The organism is Pseudomonas sp. FW507-12TSA (genome assembly GCF_058781435.1).
This window is the reverse complement of the sequence record NZ_JBYSWT010000028.1, coordinates 44,363-65,796: the sequence shown is the minus strand read 5'-3', so window position 1 is coordinate 65,796 and position 21,434 is coordinate 44,363. Positions and strand designations below refer to the sequence as shown.

The 21,434-nt window shown below is 63.5% G+C and carries 20 protein-coding genes and 1 pseudogene; 12 read left to right on the top strand and 9 right to left on the bottom strand.

The genetic code is table 11. The features are described 5' to 3' along the window. Positions 1-32 precede the first annotated feature (32 nt). From ccoG to hemN, 6 genes are all read left to right on the top strand, one after another. Positions 33-1,448 carry a cytochrome c oxidase accessory protein CcoG gene (ccoG, locus tag AC3WK8_RS23875; protein ID WP_022643324.1) on the top strand — a complete coding sequence of 472 codons (1,416 nt, stop codon included), beginning with the start codon at positions 33-35 and terminating at the stop codon, positions 1,446-1,448. A gap of 11 nt (positions 1,449-1,459) precedes the next feature. Continuing rightward, positions 1,460-1,996, top strand: coding sequence for a FixH family protein (locus AC3WK8_RS23870; RefSeq protein ID WP_031321311.1), 537 nt, complete (start codon positions 1,460-1,462; stop codon positions 1,994-1,996). Positions 1,997-2,094: 98 nt separating this feature from the next. After that, positions 2,095-4,545, top strand: a complete 2,451-nt coding sequence (locus tag AC3WK8_RS23865) for a heavy metal translocating P-type ATPase (RefSeq protein ID WP_103326009.1) — start codon at positions 2,095-2,097, stop codon at positions 4,543-4,545. Between the two features lie 21 nt (positions 4,546-4,566). Beyond that, positions 4,567-4,797: a cbb3-type cytochrome oxidase assembly protein CcoS gene (gene ccoS / locus AC3WK8_RS23860; protein ID WP_031321309.1), complete on the top strand. Its 231-nt coding sequence runs from the start codon at positions 4,567-4,569 to the stop codon at positions 4,795-4,797. Further along, a complete protein-coding gene (locus AC3WK8_RS23855) occupies positions 4,790-5,473 on the top strand; it encodes a sulfite exporter TauE/SafE family protein (protein WP_022643320.1) in 684 nt (227 codons plus the stop codon). Before ccoS ends, AC3WK8_RS23855 begins: the two co-directional genes overlap by 8 nt. Before the next feature lie 118 nt (positions 5,474-5,591). Next, entirely contained in the window at positions 5,592-6,974 is a 1,383-nt protein-coding gene (gene hemN / locus AC3WK8_RS23850; protein WP_053135988.1) for an oxygen-independent coproporphyrinogen III oxidase, read from the top strand. Positions 6,975-7,045: 71 nt separating this feature from the next. On the opposite strand, the gene AC3WK8_RS23845 is transcribed toward hemN, so the two are convergent. Next, complete coding sequence (locus AC3WK8_RS23845) at positions 7,046-7,525, bottom strand: hypothetical protein (RefSeq protein WP_103326008.1); 480 nt, start codon at positions 7,523-7,525, stop codon at positions 7,046-7,048. A gap of 153 nt (positions 7,526-7,678) precedes the next feature. Here AC3WK8_RS23845 and fnr point away from each other — a divergent pair, with 153 nt between their 5' ends. Both fnr and AC3WK8_RS23835 read left to right on the top strand, forming a co-directional pair. Beyond that, positions 7,679-8,413 (top strand): fumarate/nitrate reduction transcriptional regulator Fnr, encoded by a 735-nt coding sequence (gene fnr, locus AC3WK8_RS23840; protein ID WP_022643317.1) that lies wholly within the window; start codon positions 7,679-7,681, stop codon positions 8,411-8,413. Between the two features lie 82 nt (positions 8,414-8,495). Continuing rightward, positions 8,496-9,044, top strand: a complete 549-nt coding sequence (locus tag AC3WK8_RS23835; RefSeq protein ID WP_103326007.1) for an adenine phosphoribosyltransferase — start codon at positions 8,496-8,498, stop codon at positions 9,042-9,044. 210 nt (positions 9,045-9,254) lie between these two features. Here AC3WK8_RS23835 and AC3WK8_RS23830 read toward each other — a convergent pair whose 3' ends face one another. The 5 genes from AC3WK8_RS23830 to dnaX all read right to left on the bottom strand — a co-directional run bounded on the left by AC3WK8_RS23830 (position 9,255) and on the right by dnaX (position 14,936). After that, positions 9,255-10,403, bottom strand: coding sequence for an acyl-CoA dehydrogenase family protein (locus tag AC3WK8_RS23830; protein ID WP_103326006.1), 1,149 nt, complete (start codon positions 10,401-10,403; stop codon positions 9,255-9,257). A 102-nt stretch (positions 10,404-10,505) separates the two neighbouring features. Beyond that, positions 10,506-11,108: a recombination mediator RecR gene (gene recR / locus AC3WK8_RS23825; protein ID WP_022643314.1), complete on the bottom strand. Its 603-nt coding sequence runs from the start codon at positions 11,106-11,108 to the stop codon at positions 10,506-10,508. Positions 11,109-11,165: 57 nt separating this feature from the next. Continuing rightward, positions 11,166-12,209, bottom strand: a complete 1,044-nt coding sequence (gene curA / locus AC3WK8_RS23820; protein WP_103326005.1) for an NADPH-dependent curcumin/dihydrocurcumin reductase — start codon at positions 12,207-12,209, stop codon at positions 11,166-11,168. A gap of 197 nt (positions 12,210-12,406) precedes the next feature. Next, positions 12,407-12,745 carry a YbaB/EbfC family nucleoid-associated protein gene (locus tag AC3WK8_RS23815; RefSeq protein WP_031321305.1) on the bottom strand — a complete coding sequence of 113 codons (339 nt, stop codon included), beginning with the start codon at positions 12,743-12,745 and terminating at the stop codon, positions 12,407-12,409. Positions 12,746-12,815: 70 nt separating this feature from the next. Further along, positions 12,816-14,936 (bottom strand): DNA polymerase III subunit gamma/tau, encoded by a 2,121-nt coding sequence (dnaX, locus tag AC3WK8_RS23810; protein ID WP_103326004.1) that lies wholly within the window; start codon positions 14,934-14,936, stop codon positions 12,816-12,818. A gap of 137 nt (positions 14,937-15,073) precedes the next feature. Between dnaX and AC3WK8_RS23805 the strand changes: the two genes are divergently transcribed. Beyond that, complete coding sequence (locus AC3WK8_RS23805; protein ID WP_103326003.1) at positions 15,074-15,838, top strand: substrate-binding periplasmic protein; 765 nt, start codon at positions 15,074-15,076, stop codon at positions 15,836-15,838. Here the strand turns inward: AC3WK8_RS23805 and AC3WK8_RS23800 are convergent. The 3 genes and pseudogenes from AC3WK8_RS23800 to AC3WK8_RS23790 all read right to left on the bottom strand — a co-directional run. Beyond that, entirely contained in the window at positions 15,793-17,526 is a 1,734-nt protein-coding gene (locus AC3WK8_RS23800; protein WP_103326002.1) for a putative bifunctional diguanylate cyclase/phosphodiesterase, read from the bottom strand. The genes AC3WK8_RS23805 and AC3WK8_RS23800 overlap by 46 nt on opposite strands. 18 nt (positions 17,527-17,544) lie before the next feature. Further along, positions 17,545-18,642 carry a methyl-accepting chemotaxis protein gene (locus AC3WK8_RS23795; protein WP_371857878.1) on the bottom strand — a complete coding sequence of 366 codons (1,098 nt, stop codon included), beginning with the start codon at positions 18,640-18,642 and terminating at the stop codon, positions 17,545-17,547. A gap of 186 nt (positions 18,643-18,828) precedes the next feature. Further along, positions 18,829-19,110: pseudogene (locus AC3WK8_RS23790) on the bottom strand (PAS domain-containing protein); the annotation flags it as partial. A gap of 441 nt (positions 19,111-19,551) precedes the next feature. Here AC3WK8_RS23790 and AC3WK8_RS23785 point away from each other — a divergent pair. The 3 genes from AC3WK8_RS23785 (at position 19,552) to AC3WK8_RS23775 (ending at position 21,421) form a co-directional block, all read left to right on the top strand. After that, positions 19,552-19,866: a helix-turn-helix domain-containing protein gene (locus tag AC3WK8_RS23785; protein WP_011060220.1), complete on the top strand. Its 315-nt coding sequence runs from the start codon at positions 19,552-19,554 to the stop codon at positions 19,864-19,866. Between the two features lie 141 nt (positions 19,867-20,007). Next, entirely contained in the window at positions 20,008-20,379 is a 372-nt protein-coding gene (locus AC3WK8_RS23780; protein ID WP_103326000.1) for a VOC family protein, read from the top strand. A gap of 148 nt (positions 20,380-20,527) precedes the next feature. Next, on the top strand, positions 20,528-21,421 hold the full coding sequence (locus AC3WK8_RS23775) for a DUF2167 domain-containing protein (RefSeq protein WP_022643305.1): 894 nt from the start codon (positions 20,528-20,530) through the stop codon (positions 21,419-21,421). Positions 21,422-21,434: the final 13 nt, after the last annotated feature.

Genomic DNA, 21,434 nt, shown 5'->3' with positions numbered 1-21,434 from the left:
GAGGCATTTTTCCACTGCCGTGGGATGCAATGATGAGCAATCAGATTCCTGTACACGACGTAACCCCGCCTGCCAAAAACGCCAGCAAAAGCGTCGACCTCTACGCCTCCAGAGAAAAAATCTACACCCGGGCCTTCACCGGCCTGTTCCGCAACCTGCGCATGGTGGGCGGTGCCGGGCTGTTCCTGCTGTACTTCGGTACCGTCTGGCTCAACTGGGGTGGCCACCAGGCCGTCTGGTGGAACCTGCCGGAACGCAAGTTCTTCATCTTCGGCGCCACCTTCTGGCCCCAGGACTTCATCCTGCTGTCGGGCATGCTGATCATCGCCGCCTTCGGCCTGTTCTTCATCACCGTCTACGCCGGCCGCGTCTGGTGCGGCTACACCTGCCCGCAGAGCGTCTGGACCTGGATCTTCATGTGGTGCGAAAAGGTCACCGAAGGCGACCGCAACCAGCGGATCAAGCTGGACAAGGCGCCCATGGGTGCCAACAAGTTCCTGCGCAAGTTCGCCAAGCACAGCCTGTGGCTGCTGATCGGTTTCGTCACCGGCATGACCTTCGTCGGCTACTTCTCGCCGATCCGTGAACTGGTCATCGACTTCTTCACCGGCCAGGCCGATGGCTGGTCTTATTTCTGGGTCGGGTTCTTCACCCTGGCCACCTACGGTAACGCCGGCTGGCTGCGTGAGCAGGTGTGCATCTACATGTGCCCCTACGCCCGCTTCCAGAGCGTGATGTTCGACAAGGACACCCTGATCGTGTCCTACGACCCACGCCGGGGCGAAGGCCGTGGGCCGCGCAAGAAAGGCGCCGACTACAAGGCCCAGGGCCTGGGCGACTGCATCGACTGCACCATGTGCGTCCAGGTCTGCCCGACCGGCATCGATATCCGCGACGGCCTGCAGATCGAATGCATCGGTTGTGCCGCCTGCATCGATGCCTGCGACAGCATCATGGACAAGATGGACTACCCTCGCGGCCTCATCAGCTACACCACCGAACACAACCTTTCGGGCCAGAAAACCCATAAACTGCGTCCGCGCCTGATCGGCTACGCCCTGGTGCTCCTGGCCATGATCAGCCTGCTGGTCACCGCGTTCCTGATGCGCTCGCTGGTGGGCTTCGACGTCAGCAAGGACCGGGTGCTGTACCGCGAGAACGCCGAAGGCCGGATCGAGAACGTCTACAGCCTGAAGATCATGAACAAGGACCAGCGCGACCACACCTACGTCCTGGACGCCACTGGCCTGCCGGACCTCAAGCTGCAGAGCAAGCGCGAAATCCATGTGGTGGCTGGCGACATCGTCAGCATGCCCGCGGAGCTGTCGATCGCTCCGGAACAACTGCCATCGACCACCAACGAGGTGAAGTTCATCCTCAAGGACATCGATGACGAAAGCGTCCAGGTCGAAGCCAAGAGCCGATTCATCGGCCCACAAATTCGTTAAGAGAAATGAGCATGCCTACAGCCGTCGCCACAAACCCTTGGTACAAGCACCTCTGGCCCTGGATCATCATCGGCATCCTCGCCTGCTCGGTAGCCCTGACCCTGTCCATGGTGACCATTGCGGTGAACAACCCGGACAACCTGGTCAACGACAACTACTACGAGGCCGGCAAAGGCATCAACCGCTCCCTGGACCGCGAGCTGCTGGCACAAACGCTGAAAATGCGCGCCAGCGTGCATCTCGACGACCTGACCGGCGAAGTCGAACTGCGCTTGAGCGGCGACAGCCAGCCCAAGAGCCTTGAGCTGAACCTGATCTCGCCGACCCAGCCAGAAAAGGATCGCAAGATCGTCCTGACCCGCAGCGAAACCGAACACGGTCGCTACATCGGCCAGGTGAACGACAAGGTCGAGGGCCGGCGCTTCGTCGAGCTGCTTGGGGTCGAGGGCGACAAGACCTGGCGCATGTTCGAGGAAGAACAGGTCAGCCATGACAAGGACCTGCTGTTGGGCGACGAGCCGCTGCAAGGCGCCGAAGACCTGAACTGATCGACTCCCGCCGCACATCGCCGGCCTGCCGCCTCCCTGCCCCCAGGCAGGAGTCGACTGGCCGGCGATGAGTTTTTCCCAGAGCCAAAAGACTGCCGATGACCACGCCACTGCCTTGCTACCACTGTGCCCTGCCGGTTCCTCCCGGAAGCCGGTTCACCGCCGTCGTGCTCGGCGAATCCAGGGAGTTCTGCTGCCCGGGCTGCCAGGCGGTCGCGGAGGCGATAGTCGCCGGCGGCCTGGAGCACTACTACAGCCACCGCAGTGAAGCATCCGCCAACCCCGAGGCCTTGCCGGTACAACTGGTGGACGAACTGGCGCTGTACGATCGCGCCGATGTGCAACAGCCCTTCGTCCGCCATGAGGGCGAACTGGCGCAGACCACCCTGCTCATGGAAGGCATCAGTTGCGCCGCCTGCGGCTGGTTGATCGAGAAGCACCTGCGCAGCCTGCCGGCAGTGGCCGAAGCCCGGCTCAACCTGTCCAATCATCGCCTGCACGTGAGCTGGGCCGACAGCGAGCTGCCCTTGAGCCAGTTGCTCGCGCAGCTGCGCCAGATCGGCTACGCCGCCCATCCCTACCAGCCGGACAAAGCCAGCGAGCAGCTGGCTGGCGAGAACCGCCTGGCTCTACGCCAACTGGGCGTGGCCGGCCTGCTGTGGTTCCAGGCAATGATGGCGACCATGGCCACCTGGCCGGAATTCAACATCGACCTGAGCCCGGAGCTGCACACCATCCTGCGCTGGGTCGCGCTGTTCCTCACCACTCCTATCGTCTTCTATAGCTGTGCGCCGTTCTTCAAGGGTGCGATGCGTGACCTGCGCACTCGCCACCTGACCATGGACGTCTCGGTTTCCCTGGCCATCGGCGGGGCCTACCTGGCGGGCATCTGGACCTCCATCAGCGGAGTCGGCGAGCTGTATTTCGACGCAGTGGGCATGTTCGCCCTGTTCCTCCTCGCCGGCCGCTACCTGGAGCGCCGGGCCCGGGAACGGACCGCGGCGGCCACTGCGCAACTGGTCAACCTGCTACCGGCCTCCTGCCTGCGCCTGGACGCAAACGGCCAGAGCGAACGCATCCTGCTCAGCGAATTGCGCCTGGGCGACCAAGTGCTGGTGCATCCCGGCGCGGTGTTGCCGGCAGACGGCAAGATCCTCGACGGCCAGTCGAGCGTCGACGAATCGCTGCTCACCGGCGAATACCTGCCACAACCCCGGGGCCTGGGCGATACCGTCACCGCCGGAACCTTGAACGTCGAGGGGGCATTGACCGTGGAGGTCCAGGCCCTGGGCCAGGACACTCGCCTGTCGGCCATCGTTCGCCTGCTGGACCGGGCCCAGGCCGAAAAGCCCCGCCTGGCCGAAGTGGCCGATCGCGCCGCCCAGTGGTTTCTGCTGCTGTCGCTGATAGCCGCAGCCGCCATCGGTTTGCTTTGGTGGCAACTGGACGCGCCACGGGCCTTCTGGATCGTCCTGGCGATGCTGGTCGCCACTTGCCCCTGCGCGCTGTCCCTGGCCACACCGACGGCCCTCACCGCCGCCACTGGCACCCTGCACAAGCTTGGCCTGCTGCTGACCCGTGGCCATGTCCTCGAAGGCCTGAACCAGATCGATACGGTGATCTTCGACAAGACCGGCACCCTGACCGAAGGCCGCCTGGCCCTGCGCGCCATCCGCCCGCTTGGCAGCCTGTCCGGCGATGCTTGCCTGAGCCTGGCCGCGGCCCTGGAAAACCGTTCCGAACATCCGATCGCCAGGGCGTTCGGCCGGGCACCGGTGGCCGCCGAGGATGTCACCAGCAGCCCGGGGCTGGGCCTGGAAGGATCGGTCCAGGGCCAGCGCCTGCGTATCGGCCAGCCAGCGTTCGTCTGCCAGCTCAGCGGTTGCGCGGTACCGCAAATGCCCGATGAAGCCGGCCAGTGGTTGCTGCTCGGCGATACCCAGGGTGCCCTCGCCTGGCTGGTGCTCGACGACCGCCTGCGCAGCGATGCCCCGGCCCTGCTGGCAGCCTGCAAGGCCCGTGGCTGGCACACCTTGCTGCTGTCCGGGGACAGCTCGCCGATGGTCGCCAGCGTCGCCGCGCAATTGCAGATCGACGAAGCCCGCGGCGGCCTGCGCCCTGACGACAAGCTGCAAGTGTTGCAACAGTTGCACCAGCAGGGCCGCAAGGTGCTGATGCTCGGCGACGGGGTCAATGACGTGCCGGTGCTGGCCGCCGCCGACATCAGCGTGGCCATGGGCTCGGCCACCGACCTGGCCAAGACCAGCGCCGATGCGGTGCTGCTGTCCAATCGCCTGGAAGCCCTGGTACAGGCCTTCAGCCTGGCTCGCCGGACTCGCCGGGTGATCATCGAGAACCTGCTGTGGGCGGGGCTGTACAATGGCCTGATGCTGCCGTTCGCCGCCCTTGGCTGGATCACTCCGGTGTGGGCCGCGGTCGGCATGTCCATCAGTTCCCTGACCGTGGTGCTCAACGCCCTGCGCCTGACCCGCATGCCGCGGCTGGCCGACAGCGCCGAAGCCCCCGCAACCCGCCCGCTGCCGGCCTGAGCCGCCGGGCCTGGAGTCCAGATGCCAGCTCTTTACGTGATGATCCCGGCCGCCCTGCTGATCGTGGCCATCGCCATCTACATCTTCTTCTGGGCCGTCGACAGCGGCCAGTACGACGACCTCGACGGCCCGGCCCACAGCATCCTGTTCGACGACCAGGATCCAAGCCACACCGCCGCGGTGGATGCCGCCAAGGGCCAACCGGCCGCCGAGCAGGATCCAGCCAAGAAATCGGAACCGCCCCATGCTTGAGCTGGCCCCGCTGCTGGTTTCCGCAGTGATCCTCGGCCTCCTCGGCGGCGGCCACTGCCTGGGCATGTGCGGAGGCCTGATGGGCGCACTGACGCTGGCCATCCCCCAGGAACAACGTGGGCGGCGCCTGCGCCTGCTATTGGCCTACAACCTGGGGCGCATCCTCAGCTACGCCCTGGCCGGCCTGCTGCTGGGCCTGGCGGGCTGGGCGGTGGCCAACAGCCCCGTGGCCCTGTTCATGCGCACCCTGGCCGGGCTGCTGCTGATCGCCATGGGCCTGTACCTGGCCGGCTGGTGGAGCGGCCTGACCCGTATCGAAGCCCTGGGCAAGGGCTTGTGGCGACATATCCAGCCCCTGGCCAGTCGCCTGCTGCCGGTGTCCAGCCTGCCGCGGGCCCTGGTACTCGGCGCACTCTGGGGCTGGCTGCCCTGCGGCCTGGTATATAGCACCCTGCTGTGGTCGGCGAGCCAGGGCAATGCCCTGGACAGCGCACTGCTGATGCTGGCCTTCGGCCTGGGCACCTGGCCGGTACTGCTGGCCACCGGCCTGGCGGCGGAACGGGTCACGGCCCTGCTGCGCCGTCGCAGCGTGCGCCTGGCTGGCGGCCTGCTGGTCATGCTGTTCGGCATCTGGACCCTGCCAGGTCCGCACCAGCACTGGTTGATGGGCCACTGAAATCTTCGCGGAGCACTACCCCAGCCGCCTGGGAACACCCTTGATACAAATCAAGATGGCTTCAGCCCCTACCCCCTAGACTCGCGAGCATTGCCAGCCTATCCGGGGGAATTCCCGCATGCTCGACGCCATTCGTTGGGACACAGATCTGATCCGCCGCTACGACCTGGCGGGCCCACGCTACACCTCGTACCCGACCGCTGTGCAATTCAACAGCCAGGTCGGTGCCTTCGACCTGCTGCACGCACTGCGCGACAGCCGCAAGGCCCAGCGCCCGCTGTCGCTGTACGTGCACATCCCGTTCTGCGCCAACATCTGCTACTACTGCGCCTGCAACAAGGTCATCACCAAGGACCGCAGCCGCGCGCTGCCCTACCTGCAGCGGCTGGAGCAGGAGATGCAATTGATCGCCTGCCACCTGGCCCCGAACCAGCGGGTCGAGCAACTGCACTTCGGTGGCGGCACCCCGACCTTTCTCAACCATGACGAGTTGCGCCAGCTGATGGCCTTGCTGCGCAAGCACTTCAACCTGCTCGATGATGATTCCGGCGACTACGGTATCGAGATCGACCCCAGGGAGGCCGATTGGTCGACCATGGGCCTGCTGCGGGAGCTGGGGTTCAACCGGGTCAGTATCGGCCTGCAGGACCTGGACCCGGCCGTGCAACGTGCGGTCAACCGCTTGCAGAGCCTGGAGGAAACCCGCGCGGTGATCGAGGCGGCCCGGACCCTGCAGTTCCGCTCCATCAACATCGACTTGATCTATGGCCTGCCCAAGCAGACGCCGGAGAACTTCGCCCGGACCGTGGACGAGGTCATCAGCCTGCAACCGGATCGGCTCTCGGTATTCAACTACGCTCACCTGCCCGAGCGCTTCATGCCACAGCGCCGGATCAACAGCAGCGAACTGCCGGCCCCCGCGGAAAAACTGCAGATGCTGCAACGCAGCATCGAACAACTGACCGCCGCCGGGTACCGCTACATCGGCATGGATCATTTCGCCCTGCCCGACGACGAGCTGGCCATTGCCCAGGAAGAGTCGACCCTGCAACGCAACTTCCAGGGCTATACCACCCACGGCCATTGCGACCTGATCGGCCTGGGGGTTTCGGCCATCAGCCAGATCGGCGACCTGTACTGCCAGAACAGCAGTGACCTGGCCCACTATCAAAATACTTTGGCGGGGGCACAACTAGCGACAAGTCGCGGCTTGGTTTGCAATGCCGATGACCGTCTGCGCCGTGAAATAATTCAACAACTGATATGCAACTTTAGTCTCAAGTTCGAAAACATCGAACAGGCATTCAATATCGACTTCCGCGGTTATTTCCATGAACTATGGGCAAACTTGCAGGAGATGGCAGACGATGGCCTGATCGAACTAAACGACCAAGGCATTACGGTATTGCCGGCAGGTCGCCTGCTGGTACGTTCGGTATGCATGGTGTTCGACGCTTACCTGGGCCAACAAAACCGCCAGCGGTTTTCCCGGGTAATTTAAGACGGGGACGAAAACTTGCCGGACATCGACACCAAGACATGATCGAAGCCCGGCTCGCTTTCGTAGCGTCACTAGGATTTCATCAGCAACGCAGCGGCCTTCATCACTTGCTCTGGGGTCAGGCTTTCCTGCCTCATCGCCTTGACCAGGGAGGTATTGGCAGACAGCAAGCCACTGTTCAGAGTCGCCAGGTCCGCTTGCAGGCCACCGACCTTGATCCTGGCTTCTTCGGGGCTCAAACGCTTGTCGGCCATGACCGCCTGTAGCTCGGCCATCTTCTCTGAAATCTGTTGTTGCAATTTCCTGATCATCTTGAGGATTTGCTGAATAGTCTGGGGCAAGCCACTTTCCTCGATGTCGCTGTCGTCCCCGGCAGCCTTGGAGGATTTCTTCAGCCCGGCTCCGGACAGCGACACTTTGACGCCCTCCCCAGGTAACGGCTCGGCAACTAACGGAGAAACCCTTAGTTCTTCACCATCAACGCTTTTCGAGGACTCAGAAAACAGCTGCAAGTTATTGCTGCCATTAGTAATACCGCCAACGGACGACATAACCGCGCCTCTCCAAGTTGCTTTCGTTTACAGGCTATCGACCCATTAAAGGATTGCTTTACGACTGATCGTCAACACGGCACGGACTGGCCGGAACCTCCTCCCGTGAGTTACCCTTACGGCTTATGTGTGCTTTCCCACAAGGATTCTAGAATGTCCGAGCCAGTTAAACTGCGCGCTCATAACCAGGCCCATTGCAAGGACTGCAGCCTGGCCCCTCTCTGCCTGCCACTTTCTCTGAATCTGGAAGACATGGACGCGCTGGACGAAATCGTCAAACGTGGCCGCCCATTGAAAAAAGGCGAATTCCTGTTCCGTCAGGGTGATGGCTTCGACTCGGTCTATGCCGTCCGCTCGGGCGCCCTGAAAACCTTCAGCCTCAGCGACAGCGGCGAAGAACAGATCACCGGCTTCCACCTCCCCAGCGAGCTGGTAGGGTTGTCCGGCATGGATACCGAGAGCCATCCGGTTTCGGCACAGGCCCTGGAAACCACCTCGGTCTGCGAGATCCCCTTCGAGCGCCTGGATGAGCTGGCATTGCAGCTGCCCCAGCTGCGTCGCCAGTTGATGCGGGTCATGAGCCGCGAGATCCGCGATGACCAACAGATGATGCTGCTGTTGTCGAAAAAGACCGCTGACGAACGCATCGCCACCTTCCTGGTGAACCTGTCGGCGCGCTTCCGTGCCAGGGGTTTTTCCGCCAACCAGTTCCGCCTGAGCATGTCGCGCAACGAAATCGGCAACTACCTGGGCCTGGCCGTGGAAACCGTGTCCCGAGTGTTCACCCGCTTCCAGCAGAACGAACTGATTGCCGCCGAAGGCAAGGAAGTCCACATCCTCGATCCGATCCAGCTCTGCGCCCTGGCCGGCGGCTCGGTGGACGCCTGATCCACAGGCGCTGCGACTGAGCCAAGCGGCTCGGTCGCGGGTATACTGGCGCGGCTTATTTCGCCCGCCAGGACACCTGCAGATGGCCTTCGACTCCTTCGACATCAAATCCCTGATCCGCCCCGTCATCGACTTCCCGAAGCCGGGCGTGATCTTCCGCGACATCACCCCCCTGTTCCAGTCTCCACGGGCCCTGCGCCTGGTGGCCGACAGTTTCGCCCAGCGCTATGTCGAAGAAGACTTCAGCCATATCGGCGCCATGGATGCCCGGGGCTTCCTGATCGGTTCGATCATCGCCTACCAGCTGAACAAGCCGCTGATCCTGTTTCGCAAACAAGGCAAACTGCCAGCGGATGTATTGGCCGAGGGCTACCAGACCGAATACGGCGAAGCCTTCCTCGAAGTCCATGCCGATAGCCTGTGCGAGGGTGACTCGGTGCTGATGTTCGATGACCTGATCGCCACCGGCGGCACGCTGATCGCCGCTGCCAACCTGGTACGGCGCATGGGCGCGAAGATCCATGAAGCTGCAGCCATCATCGACCTGCCAGAACTTGGCGGATCGCAAAAGCTCGAGGACATGGGCATCCCGACCTTCTGCCTGACCCAGTTCTCCCTGACCGAACGCTGATCTCGGCATGCCGTCCCCCGGGGGCGGCGCCTCATACCAGCAGCCACACCAAGCACCGGGCCCACCGGCGGGCCGTCTCGGCATAGTCCGATAGCGGTTGCCGCAGCCATCTACCGGTTCGACGCCCGCCAGGGCCATTGAACCGGCGCAGTCGCTGACGCTGTTCATCAGTGACGAAGACCGTGGCCCGCTGGTGATTCCCGAACCTGGCTAGAGCCCCATCTGCTTGCTGATGATTTCGTTCATCACCTCGCGGGTGCCACCGCCGATGGACAGGATGCGATTGTCGCGATACAGGCGCTCCACCAGGCTCTCGCGCATGTAACCCATGCCACCGAGGATCTGCACGGCATCGTAGGTGACGCGATCGGCAGTGTCGGTGGCGAAGTTCTTGGCCATGGAGATTTCCTTGATCACGCTCTTGCCGGCGGCCATCTTGGCCGCCTGGCGGTAGGTGAACTCCCGGGATACCTCCACGGCCGTGGCCATTTCCGCCAGGCGATGCTTGATCACCTGGAACTTGGCCACTGGCTTGCCGAACGCCTCGCGCTCGCGTGCCCACTTCAGGCTCTCTTCCACAGCCATCTGCGCAGTCATGTTGGCCATCAACGCCAGGGCCAGGCGTTCGCTCTGGAAATTGCCCATGATGCAGGCGAACCCCATGTTCTCGACACCGATCAGGTTGCACACCGGGACCCGGCAGTCCTCGAAGAACAGCTCGGCGGTATCAGACGCCCACCATCCCATCTTTTTCAACTGCCGGCCCACGGTGAAGCCGGGCGTGCCCTTCTCGATCAACAGCAGGCTGATACCGCCATAACCCGGCTCACCGGTACGCACGGCCACGGTGTAGAAGTCGGCGCGCACGCCACTGGTAATGAAAGTCTTGCTGCCGCTGACGCGATAATGATCGCCGTCGCGCACTGCGCGGGTCTGCAGGTTGGCCACGTCGGAACCGCCACCGGGTTCGGTTACCGCCAGGGCGCAAATCTTCTCCCCGGACAGCACCAGGGGCGCCACACGCTCGCGAACCTCGGGACGCGCCCACTTGACGATGGGCGGCAAGCCGATATCCAGCGACCCCAATCCCGCCACCAGCCCACCGGAACCGCTGCGCATCAACTCTTCGCTGGCGGCCACCTTGGCGAACAGATCGCCTTCATGGCTGCCCCCCAGGGCCTGCGGATAACCGATACCGAGAATGCCGGCCGCGCCGGCCTTGAGATACAACTCACGGGGAAAGCTCTCAGCCTCCTCCCACTGTTCGATGTCGGGGAGGATCTCGCGCTCGACGAAACGTCGCACGCTGTCACGGATCAGTTGGTGGCTGGGATCGAAGTATTCCTGGCAGGCAGACATCGGCAAGCTCCTCTGAAGGGTCGGAGAAACTTACCAAGCGCTTGCTTGGTTTTCAAGAGAGCGCAAGCAACCGTCCGCCGGCGGGCCGGCAGACGGATCGGGTTACAGGGTGATGGGCTTGCGTCCGGCGAAGGAGTGGGCCAGGGTGCCGCCGTCCACCAGTTCCAGCTCGCCCCCCAGGGGCACGCCGTGGGCGATCCGCGAAGCGATCAGGCCCTTGTCGGTCAACAGCTGGGCGATGTAATGGGCGGTGGCTTCGCCTTCCACCGTGGGGTTGGTGGCCAGGATGACCTCGCTAAAGGTGCCCTGCTCTTCGATCCGCGCCAGCAATTGCGGAATGCCGATGGCTTCCGGACCCAGGCCGTCCAGGGGCGAGAGATGCCCCTTGAGCACGAAATAGCGACCGCGATAGCCGGTCTGCTCCACCGCGTAGACATCCATCGGCCCCTCGACCACACACAGCAGGCTGTCGTCGCGTCGCGGATCGGCGCACTGCGGGCAGAGCTCGTCTTCGGTCAGGGTCCGGCACTGGCGGCAATGCCCCACCCCATCCATGGCCTGGCTCAGGGCCTGGGCCAGGCGCAAGCCGCCGCTGCGATCACGCTCGAGCAGTTGCAGGGCCATGCGCTGGGCAGTTTTCTGCCCCACCCCGGGCAAGGTGCGCAAGGCATCGATCAGTTGGCGAATCAGGGGGCTGAAGCTCATGGGCAAAGGTCCGACAAAACGACGAGACGCGGTTTATACCCGCGCCCCGGGATAGCGTCAAATGCTGCCGTCGGTGGCGACCTTGACCACCAGCTTGCCGAAGTTGCGCCCTTCCAGCAGGCCGATGAACGCTTGCGGCGCCTGCTCCAGGCCTTCGACCACATCCTCCTTGAACTTGACCTTGCCCTCGCGCACCCAAGGCGCCATGGCCTTGATGAACTCCGGTTGGCGATCACCGTAGTCGTCGAACACGATGAACCCCTGGATGCGTACCCGCTTGGTCAGCAGGCTGCGTTGCAGCAGCGGCAGGCGATCCGGCCCCGCCGGCAACTCCCGGGCGTTGTACTGGGCAATCAGGCCACACAAGGGGATGCGTGCCTTGTCATTGAGCAACGGCAGCACCGCATCGAACACCTTGCCGCCGACGTTCTCGAAATAGATATCCACGCCCTTGAAGCACGCCTGGGCCAGCTCGTCGGCGAATTCCGGGCTCTTGTGATCGATGCAGGCATCGAATCCCAGTTCCTCCACCACGTAGCGGCATTTGTCGGCCCCACCGGCGACTCCCACCACCCGCAACCCCTTGAGCTTGGCCACCTGCCCCACCACCGAGCCCACCGCCCCGGATGCCGCAGCCACCACCAGGGTCTCCCCGGCCTTGGGCTGGCCGATGTCCATCAACCCCATGTAGGCGGTCATGCCGGGCATGCCCAGCACTCCCAGGGCCATGGACGGGCTGGGCAAGCCCGCCGGTACTGGCACCAGGTTGCGCCCATCGCTGATGCAGTGGCTCTGCCAGCCGGTGGCGCCCACCACCAGGTCGCCTTCCTGGAACTTGGGATTCAGCGAACGCTCGACCCGGCTCACGGCACCACCGGTCATGACTTCGTCGATCTCCACCGGTGCCGCGTAAGATGGCGCATCGCTCATGCGGCCACGCATATAGGGGTCCAGGGACAGGTACAGGGTCTTGAGCAGCACCTGGCCGTCCGCCAGCTCCGGCAGCGCCACCCGCTCCAGGCGAAAGTTCTCTGGAACCGGCGCGCCCTGGGGGCGCGACACCAGTACTACACGCTGATTGAGGGTCATTGTTTGCGGCATCACAGACACTCCGTTATCGATGAATGGACAAGACTGTATAGGGTGCAGACCGTGGCCAGGCACCGGTGTTCGATGTTTCTGCCCCTGGCCGCAGTGGCGCACGGGGCGCTTGGGCCCCGCCGGGCCAATCGACGGGCAAAAAAATGCCAGGCTCCGGGCCTGGCACTGTTCGTTGCAATCCGATACGCCGCAGCGAATCAGAAAGGCAGCTTCATGCCCGGAGGCAGCTGCATGCCGGCGGTCATGCCGGACATCTTTTCCTGGCTGTTGGCTTCGATCTTGCGCACGGCGTCGTTCACCGCTGCAGCGAACAAGTCTTCCAGCACTTCGCGGTCGTCGTCGCTGACGCCTTCCAGCAGGCTCGGGTCGATGCTCACGCGCTTGATGTCATGACGGCCGGTCATGACCACGCTGACCATGTCGCCACCGGCCTTGCCAGTGACTTCGGCGTTGGCCAGTTCTTCCTGCATCTTGGCCATCTTTTCCTGCATCTGCTGCGCCTGCTTCATCAGGCCGGCCATGCCACCTTTCATCATGGTAATTACCTCAAAGTATGGTGATGAGAACGGCGCCCGGCCCTTGGCCGGCGCCCTTTAAGTTAAATGCTCAACCCTGCGCGGCCGGGGCCTCGACAGGTTCAATAGTATCGTGGCGCACCACGGCACCGAACTCCTGGACCATCCGCTGGATGAACGGATCGCCATGAATCGACTCCTCCGCCTCGCGCTGACGGTCGGCGCGACGCCGGGACGCGGCCTGGGCCGGGGTTTCCTGCTCGGGCTTGATCAGCTCGATGTTCAGCGTCAGCGTACGCCCGTGGTACTGGTTCAGCGCCTCGTTGAGACGGCGCTGCTGGGTGGCGTTGAACAGCGCGCTGTGGGCCGGATCCAGATGCAGCAGCCACTGGTCGCCGTCCACCGCGATCAGGGTGCAGTTGGCGGCAATACTGCCTGTCATCCCGGAAATAGGCAGCTTCGGAAACAGTTCCAGCCACTCCAGGGCCAGGCCGGTGGCCGGCATGGCGGCCGGCTCAGGCTCGGGTTCCGGGGCCGGCTCGGCGGTATGTTCGCTGGCCAGTTCATCGAGGTAGCTGTAGGCCGAATCCATGTCCGGCTCGATGTAGTCCTCATCCAGCGGTGGCTCATCGTCCAGGTCGCTCCCCGGGGTCGCGGCATCCACCTGGGCCACGGTCGGCTCGGGCATCGGCGCACTGGCCCACTCGGGGACGTCCGGCACCACGCTGTCCGGCACCGGAGTCAGGACTGCCGGCAACTGCGGTGGCTCGGCGATGACATCCAGCATCGGCTCCACGGCCAGCTGTTGTTCCAGCGGCGGCTCCACCGGATCGTTCCACGGCAGGTCGACTACTTCTTCGGCCTGCACGGCCTCAGGCTCAGGCGCGGCTTCGACCGAGGCCGGGGCCGGCTCGGGTGCTGGCGCAGGTATTGCTGTTGGCGCGACGGCCGGCTCGGCTAACGGCTCCGCGGCAGGAGGTGCGGCAGGAGCCGGAGCGACCGGCACGCTGGTCACAGGCACGGCAACGGACGCGACCGCTGCTGGCGCCGCCACGGCTTGGGCGGAATCAACTGTGGCCTGGCTGATCCCCACTGGCTTTAGCGGTTGTCTCGGTGCATCCGCGGTATCCGCCGGCCGGAAGGCCAGCATCCGCAGCAGGACCATTTCGAAACCGCCACGCGGGTCCGGCGCCAGGGGCAGGTCGCGCCGGCCAATCAGGCCCATCTGGTAATAGAACTGTACGTCTTCGGCCGGCAGGGCCTGGGCCAGGGCCAGCACGCGCTCGCGATCGCCGTGGCCGTTGTCGACGCCCTCGGGCAGCGCCTGGGCGATGGCCACCCGGTGCAGCACGTTGAGGATCTCCGAGAGCACGCCGTTCCAGTCCGGCCCCTGCTCCGCCAAGTGGCGTACCGCCTCCAGCAGAGCCTTGGCATCGCCCTCGATCAGCCCATGGAGCACATCGTAGACCTGGCCGTGATCGAGGGTGCCGAGCATCGCTCGCACATCGGCGGCCATGACCTTGCCCTCGCCAAAGGCGATGGCCTGGTCGGTGAGGCTCATGGCGTCGCGCATCGAACCATCGGCGGCGCGGCCCAGCAGCCACAGGGCGTCGTCCTCGAACGGCACGTTCTCCACACCCAGCACATGGCTCAGGTGCTCGACCACCCGCTCGGGGGTCATGTTCTTCAGGGAGAACTGCAGGCAGCGGGACAGGATGGTCGCCGGCAGTTTCTGCGGATCGGTGGTCGCCAGGATGAACTTGACGTAGGGCGGCGGCTCCTCGAGGGTCTTGAGCAGAGCGTTGAACGAGTGGCTGGAGAGCATGTGCACTTCGTCGATCAGGTAGACCTTGAAGCGCCCGCGGCTCGGGGCGTACTGCACGTTGTCCAGCAGTTCGCGGGTGTCCTCGACCTTGGTCCGGCTCGCGGCGTCGATCTCGATCAGGTCGACGAAGCGCCCTTCGTCGATCTCGGTGCACACCGAACAGGTGCCGCACGGGGTGGAAGTGATGCCCGTTTCACAATTCAGGCATTTGGCAATGATCCGCGCGATGGTGGTCTTGCCCACCCCGCGCGTACCGGTAAACAGATAGGCATGGTGCAGCCGCTGGCTGTCCAAGGCATTGATCAGAGCCTTGAGCACATGGGTCTGGCCGACCATTTCGCGGAACGAGCGCGGACGCCATTTACGTGCAAGAACCTGATAACTCATCGAAAACCGTCGCAACTGGAAAGCGGAAGCCGGTAATGCTAGCGGAGCAAGGGCGAAATTGCATCCGGCGCGCTCGTCTAATCTGTCTAAGCTGCCTTTTGCCAAGGATTGCCCGCTCGCCGATACCCGGAGACTCTATGCGCTGGACCCCAGGCGCCCTGCTTCTGCTCTGCGGCAGCCTGCATGCCACGGAGCCACCCCTGCGCTTCGCCGTCGCCGACAGCTGGGCCATGCCGACCGTCGCGCTGGAGGACGGTCGCCCCAGCGGCGGCATTCTCTACGACACCATGGACAGCCTGGCCCGGCATCTGGGCCTGCGTGCCGAATTCCATGTCCTGGCCCGGGCCCGGATACAGAAGGCCATGGCCCAAGGCGAAGTCGACGTGCGCTGCTACGCCGCCCCTGCCTGGCTGCCGGACCCGTCCGCCGACTACCTGTGGAGCGCCCCGCTGTTCCGCCAGCGCAACTTGCTGGTGAGCACCAGCCCGATACCCGCCGTCGTCAAGCTCGGCGACCTGCCGCGCCAGCACATCGGCACCGTCCTTAGCTATACCTATGCCCCCTTGCAGCCACTGTTCGACGCCAACCTGCTGATCCGCGATGACGCGCGCAACGAACAACAGGTACTGCAGAAGCTGGTGGTGGGCCGCTACCGCTACGCCATCGCCAGCCAGTGGACCCTGGACTGGTTCAACAAGACCCAGGCCAGCGACAACCCGCTGCATGGGGTCGCTCTGGTTCAGGACCAGGCCGTGGGCTGTTATGTGCGCAATGATCCGGCCGTACCGGGCGAACAGATCCTGGGCACTCTGCGGCAAATGAAGGAATCCGGCGAAATCGATGCCATCGTCCAGCGCTACGTCGATTCCGCCCCGCCCGCGCAAACCTCGGCCACGCCCTGAGAGCCGCCGCGCCAGGCTGGCGGCGGCAGATAGCGATGGGCCCACTCCAGCACGGCGCCCGCCGGCATCGGCGCGGCGATGAAATCGCCCATGGCCACCTCGCAGCCCAGGGCCATCAGGCGCTCGCCATGGGCCAGGCTTTCCAGGCCCTCGGCCACCACCTGGCGGCCAAACGCCTGGGCCAACCCCACCAGGGCCTGGACCAGCGCCTGGTCGTCCTGGTCGTGGAGCATGTCGCGCACGAACAAGCGGTCGATCTTGATGGTCTGGGTCCGCAGGTGCTTGAGATAGCTCAGGGACGAATGCCCGGTGCCGAAGTCGCCCAGGGAGAACTGCACGCCAAAACCCTGGCAGGCATCCAGGCAATCACTGACCTTGCGGATGTTGTCGATGGCCACCGACTCGACGATCTCCAAATCCAGCAGGGCTGGAGACACGTCCGGAAAACGATCGAGCATGCCCTTGAGCCGCTCGACGAAATCCGCACGCTGGAAATGCCGGGCGGCGACATTCAGGCTGACCGGCCATTGCTGGCCGGCGGCCTGCCAGCATTGCAACTGGTCCATCACGCCAGCCATGACCCATTCGCCGATATCGACGATCAGGTCGGTCTCTTCCACCTGGGGCAGGAACTCGTGGGCCGCCAGCAATCCGCGCTGCGGATGCTGCCAGCGCAACATGGCCTCCAGGCCCACCACGGTCCCGCTGCGCATGTTCACCTTGGGCTGGAAGAACAACCGCAACTGTCCGCCATCCAGGGCCTGGCGCACCTGCTCGACAGTCTGGTAGGTGACCATCACCTCGCGATCGCGCAATACATCGAACAGGTGGAAGCGGTTGCGGCCGCTCTGCTTGGCCACGTACATGGCCTGATCGGCATGGCGCAGCAGGGTGTCGGCATCCTGGTTGTCGGCAGGAAACAGGGTCACGCCGATACTGGCGAAGACATTGATGTCCTTGCCCTGGATCGAATAAGGCTGGGAAATGGTGGCCAGCACCCGTTGCAGCGCGGCGCGCAACTCCAGCATGTCGCGCACGTAACGCAGGATCAGCACGAACTCGTCGCCCCCCAGGCGCGCCACCACGTCTTCGCCACGAATGATCGAGCGCAGCCGCGCGGCCACTTCCACCAGCAGCAGGTCGCCACAGGCATGGCCATAACCGTCGTTGACCGCCTTGAAGCCATCGAGGTCGAGCATGCATACCGCCAGGGGAATTTCTTCCTGGCGGGAGAACTCCAGGGCCTGGTGCAGTCGGTCGGAGAGGAACGCGCGATTCGGCAGCCCAGTGAGCACGTCATGCCCGACCCGCCATTGCAGTGAATGCAGGAGCTGGCGTTTTTCGCTGACATCGAAACGAATCGAGACATAGCGCACCACGCGCCCCGAACGCGGGTCCACCAGCGGCACCATGGTGCTGTCGACCCAGTACAGGCTACCGTCCTTGGCGCGGTTGCAGATCTCGCCCTTCCATACCTGGCCCCGGGTGATGGTGCTCCACAGCCCGGCGAAGAACTCCGGAGCATGCAGTCCGGAGCTGAGCATGCTGTGGTCGGCGCCGATCAGCTCTTCGCGGCTGTAGCCCGAGACCTGGCAGAACAGGTCGTTGACATAGGTGATGCGTCCGGCCAGGTCGGTTTCGGAAAAAATGGCGGCGGCATCGACGGCCCTGCGGTATTTCTCATCCATGAGTCGAACTCACTGTCGCTAGCGGTTGAACCGCTCGACCAGGGCATGCAGCCCGGAAGAGATGTTTTCCAGCTCGGCGCCACGCAGCACCCCGGCGCTGGCGTTCTCGGCAGTGCGCTGCACCGTGGCGGCGACACTGTTGATCTGTTCCGACACCGATTCGGCTACATGGGACTGCTCCTGCGAAGCGGCGGCCATCTGCTGGCTCATGTCGGTGATGCGCTCGACCGCGGCGCCGATGCCTTGCAAGGCCTGCTGCGCCTGCAATACCTGCTGCACCCCCTGCTCGGCCTCCTCGATCCCCAGGCTGGCGATCTGCACCGCTTCGTCGGCCCCGGCCCGCAGGCTGTGGATGATGCCCTGGATCTGCTCGGTGGATTCCCGGGTCTTGCCGGCCAGGGCCCGCACCTCGTCGGCCACCACGGCGAACCCGCGTCCTTGTTCGCCGGCCCTCGCGGCCTCGATCGCCGCATTCAGGGCCAGCAGGTTGGTCTGGTCGGCGATCGCCTGGATCATGCTCGCCGCCACCATGATGTCCTGGGTCTGCCCGGCCAGGTCCCCAACCGCTTGGTTGATCTGGGTGACCGTGCGCGCCAGCACCTGGATAGCGTCACGGGAAGTGCCTGCCACCTCGCTGCCCTGCTGTGCCAGCAGGTTGGCGGTATGGGCTTGGCTGGCGGTGTGTTGCACATGCTCGGCGACTTCGGTGATCGAAGCGGCCATCTGGGTCATAGCAGCGGCGGTCATGTCGGTTTCCGCTCGCTGCTCCAGAAGAGCGGTCTCGGTGCGGCTGGACAACTGGCTGGAATCGGCCGCCGCTTCCGCCATCTGCCGGGCCAGGTCGCTGAGGCGGGTCAAGGCGGTTTTCAACCGTGCCTCCTCGCTCACCAGGATCATCTGCAGCTGCGCCGCCGGACCAAGGGATTCGCTATAGGCCAGGGCGCAGATCGGATCGGCGAAGGTGTTCGGTGTGCTGCTGACGATCTCCTTGAGTTGTCGTCCCAAGCGACGCTGGGCCAACAGACCGACGCCGAGGAAGCCGGCCAGCGTCAGGCCCTGGGCCGCCAGGGTCGGCAACCAATTGAATGCCGCGAGGCAGGCCGTGGCTACGGCCATGGGCAGCAACAAAGGCCGGGCGCCAGCCTCCAGGCGCCGCCAGGCCGGGACCGGTGATTTGTCGGCACGCAACCTTGCATACAGGGCCTCGGCACGGCTTACCTGCTCCCGGGTCGGCTTGACCCGCACCGACTCATACCCCACCAATCGCCCGTCCTCGAGGATCGGCGTGACATAGGCGCTGACCCAATAGAAGTTGCCGTTCTTGCAGCGGTTCTTCACCACTCCCATCCAACTGCGCCCGGCCTTGAGATAGCGCCACATGGATTCGAACACCGCAGCCGGCATATCCGGATGCCGCACCAGGTTGTGGGTGCTGCCGATCAGTTCGGCCTGGCTGAAGCCGCTCATGGCGGCGAACTCGGCATTGCAGTACGTGATGTGACTGCTGGTGTCGGTGGCGGAGATAAGCCGCTGCTGGTCGGGAAAGGTCTGCTCGATAGAGTTGACCGGCAAATTGAGACGCACTTTAGAACTCCATAGACAGCCTGCAATCAATAGTTGCCGGAGCCGGCATTAATTGATTGGCGATTACTTTCCTGGCGGTACGACTCAATCGGAAGATACGCCCTGATTGCAGCCGTACAGCGGGTTTGCGCCGCGGTTGACCGTCGGTGCGACATAGATCAACTAGGATCAGGTAAGGCGTCAGATGGAGGCGGCGGACGGAGTGTTGGCGGGATTACGAGACGTTCGAGCCTCTGCCAAGTCCTGGGTTTAGGTGAACAAGGGAAATGCAATGATTTCTTGTTTCATAAACCTGCCTTCTGAAACTAGATCACCAAATACCTGTCCGAAGCGCCAATTCTACGAAATGCATCACATTTTGCAAAGCAAGGTGATGAAACATGGTGTTGTCTAATGCCAATATTTATCGTTAAGTTCTTGATTCTAAATGGGAATTGAGCGATGCAAATTTCAAGTTTGGGTGCAGCCATCAAGCGCTATCGAAAGGTAGCGGGGCTTACTCAGGCTGAACTAGGTGAAAAAACCGGTTTTGACCCCAAAACCATCAGCCGCTTCGAAACCGGCACCTACACCCCCAGCGTTGAAGCTCTATTTCTATTGGCCGAAGTACTGGGAGTGAAGCTGAAAGCCTTCTTCGCCGATCTGGGTGATGAAGAGGAACAGCGGGCTTATTTGTTCGGTGTCATTCACAAAGCCACCCCGAAGGATCTGGGAAAGCTGATAGCAGCGGTAGACCAGGCCTTGTCCAAGCCTTGAGCCCCGCAGTCAATCAACCAAGAGAGGCCTGCTCGCCCCCCCCTTGCGAGCAGGTCTCTTTTTCACCTTGCGACTCCTGACAGGAACTGACGGACTCGGCGCATAAGCTGCCGCTCCAATCCAGCCCCCCCAGGAGTCATGATGATCACCAACACCTATTTTTTGCTCTACGTGGATAACCCCATCGCCAGCGCCGACTTCTACAGCCGGCTGCTGGACAAACCGCCGGTGCAGGCTTCGGCGGATTTCACCCTGTTCATCCTCGACTCGGGAATCAAGCTCGGGCTCTGGTCCCGCCAGGTCGTCAGACCCGAATCCCAGGTACTGGCCGGCGGCGGCGAACTGGGCTGGGCCGTGGACAGCCGCGAAGCCGTGGATGAACTGCATCGTCACTGGCAGGCGCTGGGCATCCCCATCGTCCAGGAGCCGACCGTGACGGGTTTCGGCTACACCCTGCTCGCCCTCGACCCGGATGGACACCGCCTGCGAGTGCTGTTCCTCACCGCGAACTGATCCGTTTATTCCCCAAGGGCGCAATCGCCGCCCTTGGGCTGCCCTTCTGCCAGTCATCGGAAATAAATGGAAACATTGCATTGAGCAGCACGCGGCTCATCGCTATCCTTGCGCGCCTATCACTTGTCACAAAATGTAAGGGAATACGATGAAGTACCTGCGTCACCTCATGGCCATGGTCGTGCTCTGCGCCACCCCATTCTTGGCCAACGCTGCCGACACGCCCGACACCAAGGACGCCGAAACCCAGACTGCCGAACAGTTTCTCGCCTCGCTCTCGCCACGCCACGGCAACATCAAGCTACCTGGCGATATCGCCAGCCTCGACCTGAGCAAAGAGTTCTACTACCTCACTCCCAAGGACACCGAGAAGCTGCTGACCGAAGGCTGGGGCAACCCGCCCGGCTTCACCACCCTGGGCATGATCGTGCCCAGCGCCGTCAGCCCGCTGGCCGCCGAAGGCTGGGGAGTGATCATCAGCTACAAGAATGACGGCCACATCTCCGACGACGATGCAGCGAAGATCGACTATCAGGACCTGCTCAAAGAAATGCAGGCCGCGGACGAGGAAGACAACAAAGAACGCAAGGAACAGGGCTACGGTGCCATCCACCTGCTGGGCTGGGCCGAGCAGCCAAGCTATGACGCGCAATCGCACAAGATGTACTGGGCCCGCGAACTCAAGGCCGAAGGCGCTGAAAGCAACACCCTGAACTACAGCATCCGCGTGCTGGGCCGTGAAGGCGTGCTGGAACTCAATGCGGTCGCTTCCATGCAGGACCTGCCCACCATCAAGCGCGAGATTCCCAAGGTGCTGGCCTTCACCAACTTCACCGACGGCAACCGCTACGCCGACTACAACCCGAGCACCGACAAGCTGGCCACCTATGGCCTGGCAGCCCTGGTGGCCGGCGGTATCGCCAGTAAGGCCGGACTGTTCGCCAAGCTCGGGGTCCTGCTCCTGGCGGGCAAGAAGTTCATCGTCATCGGCGTGCTTGCCGTCGTCGCCTTCATCGGCCGACTGTTCAAGAAGAAAAGCTGATCCACTGCACAAG